Origin of the sequence: Streptomyces sp. NPDC059142, assembly GCF_042755665.1 — a bacterium.
In the GTDB taxonomy this organism is placed as follows: domain Bacteria; phylum Actinomycetota; class Actinomycetes; order Streptomycetales; family Streptomycetaceae; genus Streptomyces.
Genome location: NZ_JBHZDA010000160.1, coordinates 1 through 8,671, shown reverse-complemented (window position 1 = coordinate 8,671; position 8,671 = coordinate 1). Strand labels below are relative to the sequence as shown.

The 8,671-nt window shown below is 71.2% G+C and carries 11 protein-coding genes; all 11 read left to right on the top strand.

Features of this window, described 5'->3' with window-relative positions; genetic code table 11:
* Positions 1-123 precede the first annotated feature (123 nt).
* The gene (locus tag ACFXPK_RS31640) at positions 124-393 is read left to right on the top strand and encodes a DUF6284 family protein (RefSeq protein WP_385080584.1); all 270 of its coding nucleotides are present in this window, start codon (positions 124-126) and stop codon (positions 391-393) included.
* The gene (locus tag ACFXPK_RS31635; RefSeq protein WP_385080582.1) at positions 390-845 is read left to right on the top strand and encodes a Pycsar system effector family protein; all 456 of its coding nucleotides are present in this window, start codon (positions 390-392) and stop codon (positions 843-845) included. The genes ACFXPK_RS31640 and ACFXPK_RS31635 overlap by 4 nt, the downstream gene beginning before the upstream one ends.
* Before the next feature lie 17 nt (positions 846-862).
* A complete protein-coding gene (locus ACFXPK_RS31630; protein WP_385080581.1) occupies positions 863-1,021 on the top strand; it encodes a hypothetical protein in 159 nt (52 codons plus the stop codon).
* A gap of 35 nt (positions 1,022-1,056) precedes the next feature.
* The gene (locus ACFXPK_RS31625; protein ID WP_385080586.1) at positions 1,057-1,896 is read left to right on the top strand and encodes a protein spdB; all 840 of its coding nucleotides are present in this window, start codon (positions 1,057-1,059) and stop codon (positions 1,894-1,896) included.
* The gene (locus ACFXPK_RS31620; RefSeq protein ID WP_385080579.1) at positions 1,893-2,243 is read left to right on the top strand and encodes an RRQRL motif-containing zinc-binding protein; all 351 of its coding nucleotides are present in this window, start codon (positions 1,893-1,895) and stop codon (positions 2,241-2,243) included. Before ACFXPK_RS31625 ends, ACFXPK_RS31620 begins: the two co-directional genes overlap by 4 nt.
* 2 nt (positions 2,244-2,245) lie before the next feature.
* Positions 2,246-2,533 carry a hypothetical protein gene (locus ACFXPK_RS31615; protein WP_385080577.1) on the top strand — a complete coding sequence of 96 codons (288 nt, stop codon included), beginning with the start codon at positions 2,246-2,248 and terminating at the stop codon, positions 2,531-2,533.
* A 109-nt stretch (positions 2,534-2,642) separates the two neighbouring features.
* Entirely contained in the window at positions 2,643-4,781 is a 2,139-nt protein-coding gene (locus ACFXPK_RS31610; protein WP_385080576.1) for an FtsK/SpoIIIE domain-containing protein, read from the top strand.
* 204 nt (positions 4,782-4,985) lie between these two features.
* On the top strand, positions 4,986-5,450 hold the full coding sequence (locus ACFXPK_RS31605; RefSeq protein WP_385080574.1) for a hypothetical protein: 465 nt from the start codon (positions 4,986-4,988) through the stop codon (positions 5,448-5,450).
* An 82-nt stretch (positions 5,451-5,532) separates the two neighbouring features.
* Positions 5,533-6,399, top strand: a complete 867-nt coding sequence (locus tag ACFXPK_RS31600) for a DNA primase (protein WP_385080573.1) — start codon at positions 5,533-5,535, stop codon at positions 6,397-6,399.
* Positions 6,400-6,402: 3 nt separating this feature from the next.
* Positions 6,403-7,878, top strand: a complete 1,476-nt coding sequence (locus tag ACFXPK_RS31595; protein ID WP_385080572.1) for an ATP-binding protein — start codon at positions 6,403-6,405, stop codon at positions 7,876-7,878.
* Positions 7,879-8,330: 452 nt separating this feature from the next.
* Positions 8,331-8,555 (top strand): helix-turn-helix transcriptional regulator, encoded by a 225-nt coding sequence (locus ACFXPK_RS31590; protein ID WP_385080570.1) that lies wholly within the window; start codon positions 8,331-8,333, stop codon positions 8,553-8,555.
* Positions 8,556-8,671 lie beyond the last annotated feature (116 nt).

Below are 8,671 nucleotides of genomic sequence, written 5' to 3'. Positions count from 1 at the left end.
GGGGGCGGGGGGGGCGGGTGGGGGGGGGGTGGGAGCTACTCCCTCTCACACGCGCGTCCGCCGCCGGTCCGGCCCGCGTCGCCCCGCGTTCGGGCCGTTCCCCTCTGGAAGGAACCACGACCCATGAACCACATCGTCACACTTCAGGACGCTGTTACCGCGTTCGCTCCGTGGACGGAGCCGACCGCCGCTGAGCTGGACGCGATCGAGCAGGAGATGCCCGTCATCACGGCGGACATCGCCCTGCTGGACGCGCAGATCATGACGCTGGACCGGCCGGTTACCGAGCTGGACGCCCGGCGGATCCGCCGGGCCCACAACCGGCTGCTGACCGCCCGCCGGGAACTCTCGAACCGCTCCGCCACGGTGGAGCTGTCCGGGGGTGCCGCATGAGTGCCGAGGACGCGAGGCTGAGCGCCGCGCACGCGGAGATGAAGGCGGAGATCGCCCGGACCGACACCAAGGCGTCGCTGCTGCTCGCCTTCATCGGCGCGCTGCTGGCCGGTGTGTGGACGGTCGCCAAGGATGTGCACATGCCCGTGGCCGCGTACGTGGTCGGCGGCGGGGGTGTGGTGCTGCTGGTGACGGCGGCCGGTGTGTTGCTGACGGTGGTCCGCCCGAACCTCTCCGGCTCGGCCGTGACCGGGTTCCCCCTGTGGGCGACGCTCACGGCCGAGGAGATCCAGGATCACCTGACCATCGACCAGCGGGCGCAGGACATCGCGAACCTCGCCCCGATCGCGCTCCGCAAGTTCGCCAGGCTTCAGCGGGCGGTCGACCTGACCCGCGCGGCCGGCGTGCTGCTGATCATCGCGGCTCTGATCGCGGTCGGGGGTGCGCTGTGAGCGCCCGCCTGACCGCGATGGAGGAGCACAGCGTAGAGGTGGCCAGGCGGCTGCTCGCAGACCTGACGGGCATCGACTGGGCGACCGTGACGGAAGACGACCTGGCCTTTCTGGTGGGCCGTTCGACGGTCGTGGTCGCCGCCCTGATCGCGACGGTTGAGGGGGCCGACCGGTGAACCGCAGCGTCACGACCGTACTGCCCGCCGTGGCGATGACGGTCGTCTCGATGGTCCTCACGCTGGCTGTGGTGGTGATGTGGCTGGGCACGGCGATGCCGTGGCTGGTTGCGCTGATCGTCGGTCTGGGGATCGACGGGGGATGGCTGGCCACCCTCGCCTACGAACGCCGCCTGGCCGCGCAGGGCGACCACTCCACCGGCGTCACCGCCGTCGGCTGGTCGTTCGGGGCGGTGGCGACGGGTGTCCTGGTGGCGCACGCGCTCACCGCCGAGACGAACGCCGGCGCGTGGCTCGCCGTTGCCTGGCTGCCCATCGCCGCCAAGGCCCTGTGGCTGGTCCACGGGCTGTGGGAGCGGACCGCGCTCACCGGGGAAGCACTGGAGGCGATCCAGGGCATCCAGCAGGAAGCGCGGGACGAAGCGGCCGTGGCCCGTGCCCGGCTCCGGGCGGAAGCAGCCACCGAGGAGACGCGGCTGACGGCCGTGACGCAGGCCGGCGCCCGCGTCGCACACGTCCAAGCCGAGACCGCCGAAACCCTCTCCCGGGCGTGGTCGACACTGGAATCGGTCCGAGAGGGCGAGGAGACCGGCAGGGCGCTGACCTGTGTGACGACCCCCGTCACACCCGGCGTCACGCCCGGCGTCACGGCCCGTTGGGAACTCCCCGTCTGGGGCCCCACCGAGACCGTGTCCCCCCTGGCGCTGGAGCCGGCGCCCGCGCTCACCGATGACGAACTGGACGCGTTGGTCGACCGGATCCGGCGCAGCGAGACCCCGGACCTGTCGTACCGCGAGATGGCCGTTCGCTTCCGTGCATCCCACTCCGCGTCTGAGGTTCGGTTGCGGGCGGCGTGGAAGCGCGTGGCGGCATGAGCGGGTCGCTGCCGGTCTTCCGGTGGCGGCTCGCCCCGGACGGCTACGCGACCCGCCGTCAGCTCCGCGCGCTGGGACTGCGGCCCGGCGGTCAAGACGTGGCCGCCGAACTCCAGCGCCCCCGCCGCCGGCGCGGCCCGCTGGTCGCCTACCTCTACCGCATCGATCGCGCCCTACCGGTCCGGCCGATGACCCCCGCCCGCCGGGCGGCACTCGCCAAGGCCAACGCGGCCCGGCGGCTGTGTCCCAAGTGCCGTACGGACGCCGGGTACTGCATTCCGGCGTCGCTCGGCATGTGTGTGCCCTGCCACGACTACGGCCCGTACGGGTCGCAGAGGAGTGCCTGAACATGCGTAACGCGGAAGTTCGCCGTGTGGACCGGGAGATCCGGCAGACGGAGAAGAAGCTCGAAGCTCTGCGGAGGGGCGAGTCGTGGCCGTTGAACCGCCGTGAGCGGCGGGTCATGGCCGGCGGCAGCCGCGCGGGCGACCGGATGGGCAGCCTGGTGTCCGTTGCCGACACGCGGCTGACCGCCGAACTGATCGCCCTGCACGGCGAGCGTCAGCGACTGGTCACCGAGACCTCCCGCGCCAAGACCTCCGCCAAGACGTCGAAGAAGTCCTCTGGCTGGTGGTGACCAGCACGTACTGACCGCCCGGGGTGACCGCCTCTTTCCACGGACACGGACACCCCGGGCTCCCTCCCATCTCCCGCCCCCGCCGGGGGCAGTCAGGAGAACTCCCAGCATGACCGAGAACGTCGTCCACCTCCACAAGAGCGCCGACACCCCGACCGACGGAACCGCCCCTACAGTGCTGACCGTCGTCCCCGACCTCCCGGCCGACCCGCCGGTGGTGGCGGTGCCGCTGTGGGTGCGCTCCGGCCGCGCCCTGAAGACCGCCGCCACGCACGAGACCACGAGGACCACCGTCCGGGCGGTGGCGCGGCATGCTCTCTACACGGTCAACGGGGGCCGGATCGTGGCCCGCCGGACTTGGGACGGGCGGACTGGCGCCCGCTACGAACGGATGCTGCGGGCTGCCGAAGCCGCGGGGAACTATGAGGCGGCAACTGAGTGGGAGGAGCGGTTGCAGCGTTTCCGCGCCGCCCGCCACCACCGCCGCATGGACCTTCTCCACTCCCCCGTGGACGCCGCCAAGGGTGTCGCCGTCGGCACCGGGATGGGTATCGGGGTGCTGGTCGCGCTCGGTGTCGTCATGGCGCTGAACACGAAGGATGTCGGGGATGTGATCACCCCGTTGTCTGCGACCGTCGACTTCATCGCCCTGCTCATCCGGATCGTGCACGTGGTGTGGGGGCCGCTGCTGTCCATCGGCCCCTTCCTCGCGCTCCTCGCCTTGTGGATGGTCGGGAGCAAGCAGCAAGCGGCGCCCGCGTGGGCGCTGCCCGCCAACGTCCGGTCGAACGAGGGTGAGCCGATCACGCCGTCGATCGTGGTCAAGGCCCTGCGGGACCTCGGTGTTCCGGCGCTGCGCAACGCCATCAAGGAGATGGGCGACGCAGGCGCTGCGATGCTCGGGCCCATCCGGATCGCCGGATGCGGCGTGGAAGTCGACGTCACCCTCCCGTCGGGAGTGTCGACCAACGAGGTGCAGGGCAAGCGCCGCAAGCTTGCCGAGAACCTGTCCCGGCATGAGCACGAGGTGTTCATCACGATCCCCGAAGCCGCCCGCACGGTCCGGCTGTGGATCGCGGACAGTGGGGCGTTGGATGAGCCGATCGGCCCGTCGCCGCTGGTCACCGACGAGACGATGACCGCCGACTACACCAAGGGCCGCGCCCCATGGGGGCAGGACCTGCGCGGCGACGCCGCCGCCCTGAGCCTCTACCAACGGCACCTGCTCATCACCGGTCTGTCCAACCAGGGCAAGACGGTTGCCCTGCGCTCCCTGGCCCTGTGGCTGGCGCTGGACCGGTCGGTGCAGTTCCTCATGGGCGACCTCAAGGGCGTGGGCGACTGGGCCATGTTCGACGGTCTGGCCAGCACCCTGATCCAGGGGCCGACCGACGAGCACGTGATCCAGGTGACCGAGATGGTCGAAGGCGCGGTGCACGAGATGAACCGCCGTATCCAGGCCCCGCCCGGCACCCTGTTCCCCGCGCTGATCGTGCTGGTCGATGAGGCGCAGGTCGCGTTCATGTGCCCCCTCAAGGATGAGGACGGCCGCTACTACGGCGGATCCAAGGCCACGTCCCGGTACTTCATGGCCGTACGGAAGATCCACAACCAGGGGCGTGCGGTCAACGTGCTGATGTGGCAGGGCACCCAGGACCCCACCGACCAGAACCTTCCCAAGCTGGTTCGCGAGGGAGCGCACACGCGTGCCTCGCTCGCGCTGGGCACCGAGTCGCAGGCCCGCATGGCGCTGGGGGACAAGGCGGTCGACGGCGGCGCCGCACCGAACCTTCTGCGCCCCGGCCTGGATCAGGGAACCCTGGTGGTCGCGTCGTCCGGCATCGACATCCCCAAGGGCCAGTCGTCCATCACCGTGCGCACGCACTACGTCGATGACGACGCGGCCGTGGCCATCACCGACCGGGCCAAGGCGATGCGCGACGGCGTCACCACCCTCACCGTGATCGAGCGGGGCGAGGAGCGTGCCCCGCTCGCGGACATCGCGGCCGTGGTCGGTGACACCTCCCGCGTCCTCACCCAGGACGTGCTGAAGCGGCTCGCCGCGCTGAACGCGGACGTCTACGGGAAGTGGTCGTTCCTCGACCTCAAGCGCGTCTTGGAGGGCACCGGAGCCGAGCCGTACAAGTCGGACGGCCGCATGGTCGTCGGCCGCGACCGCCTCGCCCGCGCCCTCACCAACCGCGACACCGACGGCGCTGGCGAGGGTTCCGCTTCCGCTTCGGAGTAACAGGGAGCCGACCCCGGGCGGGTCAGGGAGGCAGGGAGAACTCCCTGATCCCCTCCCTGGCCCGCCTCCCTGGCCTTGACCTGCGCGAATGATCGTTCAGGGAGGCAGGGAGGCACCGCAGGCCAGCCCCCTCAAACCCCCTCCACAACGCCCCCGGCAGGGGGTGTCCCCGCCTCCCTGAACCCGCACCGGAAGGGATTCCGCATGTACCCCGACCACACCCCCCACGGCCCCACACACCGCCCCGTGGAACTCCACCAGCCCACCCCCATACAGCCCGCCGTCATGCGCCCGGCGCCCCTCGCTCCGGTCCAGCCGCACACGCTGCCGACCGTCGCGAGCATCGTCCTCCCGGACGGCCGCATCGTCACCGGCTACGCCGTCAGCCCCGCACAGCCGGAGCCGGTCACGGCCAAGCCGGCCGTGTCCCGGACGGCCGTGAACATCGCCCTCGGCGGCGTCGGGTTCCTCGCCGTGAGCGGCGGACTTCTCCTGCTCACCACGTTCATCGCCGCACTCGCCGCGCTGATCCAGCAGCTCATCATTCTCGCCGCCGTCATCTTCGGCGGCTGGATCGCCGTACAGATCCTCACCGGCCGCGACACCAGCGCCGGGACCACGGTCAACATCCGCAAAGCCGTCATCAAGCGCAACCACTTCCACGGCTGACAACGGCTGGGGCGGCCGTCTCTCGCCAAAGTCACGGCCGCCCCGATCTCCCAGCACTCATACAGAACTGGAGACCCCCAGCATGACGCAACCGACTGACGTTCGGCGAGTGGGCGGCTTGCTGCCGCTCGCCCTGGAGTTGGCGGCGCGGCGGTTGCCGGTGCTGCCGCTGCGGGCGGGGAAGCTGCCTGTCGGCAACTGCCCGGCGTGCGCGGCCGTCGCCTGTGGTGGCCGGCCGAACATGCGCGAGGCGGGCCCCTGCCGGTGCCCTGCCCCTTGCCACGCGTGGGCCGCCGCCACCACCGACCCGCACGTTCTCACCTCGCCCGCGTGGGCGCGCGCCTGGTCGCAGGCTGGGGCGGTCGCCTACCACCCTGGCGGGGTCGGGGCGACCGTGGTCGACCTCGACAACGCCGACGCCGTCGCATGGGCCCGCGCGACGCTGCCCGCCACGCGCACCGTGGCGACGACGCGGGGCGAGCACTGGCTCTACCAGGGCGTCATGCGCTCGGTGAACGCCGTTCGTGACGGGGTCGACATCAAGTCCACGATGTCCTACGCCCGCTGGCTCGGACCCGGCACCGGCCCCATGACCGCCCTGCCCGACGTGGTGCGCGCGCTCGCCGTGAAGGAACCCGTCACGCCCCGGCCCGCGCCCCGCACGGTCGCCGCGGCGGCCCCGGCCGGCGGCGGGGAGTGCTGCCACCGGACGCCCGCCTACCTGGAACGCGGCATCGCCATGGCCGAGCAGCGCATCACCGAAGCGGCGGCCGGGGTGCACGCGACCGTGTACCGGACGTTCCTCGCCGTGCTGTCCGTCCACGGCCGGTGCGGCTGCCTCACCGACGCCCACATGCAGCGGCTGTTCACCGCCGCGCAGACCAAGGGCGAGACCACCCGGCACTGCGCCGACGCCTGGACCAACGCCCGCACCGCGCTGGGGATGTGAGCCATGCCCGAGGACGAGAAGAACCCTGCCCGTGAGGTCATCACCGCCTACGCGCAAGAGCACTTCCGGTACTTCCGCACCGCCGACGGCACCGTGTACGCGCAGAAGAACGGCCACCCCGTGGCCCGCCCGATCCGCTCCCAGGGCACGACCGGCAGCCACCGGCAGGAACTCATGGTCGGCATGTTCAAGGACGGGGTCGGCGTGTTCAACGGAACCTCCCTGAAGGAGGCACTGGACCTGATTGAAGCGCTGGCACTGACCGAGACGACTCAGGCCGTGCACATCCGCGTCGCTCCCGGCTTCGACGGGGCGACGTGGCTGGACCTCGGCCGCGCCGATGGGCAGTCCGTGCGTATCCACCCCACCGGGTGGGACATCACCGTGCCGGACCCGCGTGAGGTGTGCTGGAAGCGCACCCAGCTCACCGGGGAACTCCCCCTGCCGGCCAAGGACACCCAGGGCAAGGGCATCGACCTGCTGATGCGGCTGTGCAACTTCGCAGGCGCCGAAACCGAGTGCCTGGCCATCGCCTGGCTCATCGGCTGCCTCGGACCGGGCGTGCCCGTCCCGGCCCCGTTCCTCACCGGACCGCAGGGCGCGGGGAAGTCAACCGGCGGACGGATGCTGGTGCGGATCGTGGAGGGCATGAGCGGCGACCTGAGGCGGGCGCCAAAGGATGAGGAGAACCTGATTGCGGCCGTGGCCGCCGGATGGGTCACCGCCCTGGACAACCTGTCCCACATGACCCCAGACCTCTCCGACGCCATGTGCTGCATCGTCACCGGCGCCGAGAGCGTCAAGCGCGCCCTGTTCACCGACGGGGACGTCCACCGCGCCCGCTACCGCCGTCCCCTGCTCCTGACCGGCATCGACGTGGGAGTCATCCGGCCCGACCTCGCGGAACGGCTGCTGCCCCTGCGTCTGGAGCGGCCCCGGGTGAGGCGGACCGAGGCAGAACTGTGGACGGAGTACGCCGAGGTACTGCCCGTCGTCCTCGGCTCGCTCCTCGACCTCACCGTCAAGGTCCGCGCCGCCGAGGCCGAGACGCCCACCGATCTACGGATGGCCGACTTCGCCCACCTGTGCGCGCAACTCGACACCGCCACCGGCCTGGGAGCCCTGGCCGCGTACCGGGCCAGCCTGGACGACCTCAACGACGACGTGATCGAAGGCGACCTGCTCGCGCAGACCGTTCTTCAGCACGCCGGAACCATGGCCCCCGGCGGCGAGCAGCGAATGACGTCGACCGAATGGCTGCACGCCCTGAGCCGCCTCTACAGCGGCGACGACTGCCGCCCCCTACCCAAAGGGTGGCCCACCACGGGCAAGGTGCTCTCGGACCGTCTCAAGCGCCTTCAACCCACCCTCGCCGCCCGAGGCGTCCTCATCGACAGCGGCCGTACCCGCGAGGGCCGTTACCTCGAAATGACCCGCCAGGGCACACCGCCACCGCCCGAGCAGTCGACAGCGTTCTGACCCGCACCCCCGCTCCCCCCGGACAAGCAAGAGGAGCACGCCGCGCCGGGTGCTCCTCTTGCTTGTCCGGCGGAACGCCGCGCCAAGGTCGTGCCGCGCAGCGGCTCCTTCTTCACGCCCGAAGGAGCACCGGCCCACTACAGACACCCCCTTCTTTTTCCTAAGTAGGGAAGCTCTGCGTCACCGCGTCACACGCGCTGGAGAACAGCCCCCTGACCGGCCGCAACAAGCGTGACGCAGACGGCAGGCTCTGCGTCACCGCTGCGTCACAGCGTCACGCCGTGACGCAGCCCATGACGCAGCCGTGACGCACCCCCACACCACTGCGTCACACAAAACCCCAGGTCACGGCCTCGCATGACGCACGTGACGCGGTGACGCAGAAATCTGCACCTCGGACAGGCACGGCCCGCGCCGCCGACCGCCTGCGCCCGCTGCCAAGGAGTCACCCCATGGCATCACCACCGATCACCGACACCCTGCGCGCCGGCCTCCCGGACCGCTACCTCACCCCCGACGACATCGCCGCCATGTTCGGCGTCCCGCTGGAAACCGTCTATGGCTGGCGCAAGAAGCGCACCGGCCCGCCCGGCTTCCGCATCGGAAAACACCTCCGCTACGACCCCGCCACCGTCCGCGCATGGGTCAACGCCCGCATGGCCGACAACGCCGCATAACCACTCCACCTGACGGGGGGGGGGGGGGGGGGCCCCCCCCCCCGCGGGGGCGATGCGCAAGAGCCCCCCCCCCCCGGCGCCGGCCCAAAGCAAAAACCAGGGGCAAAAACGCGAGC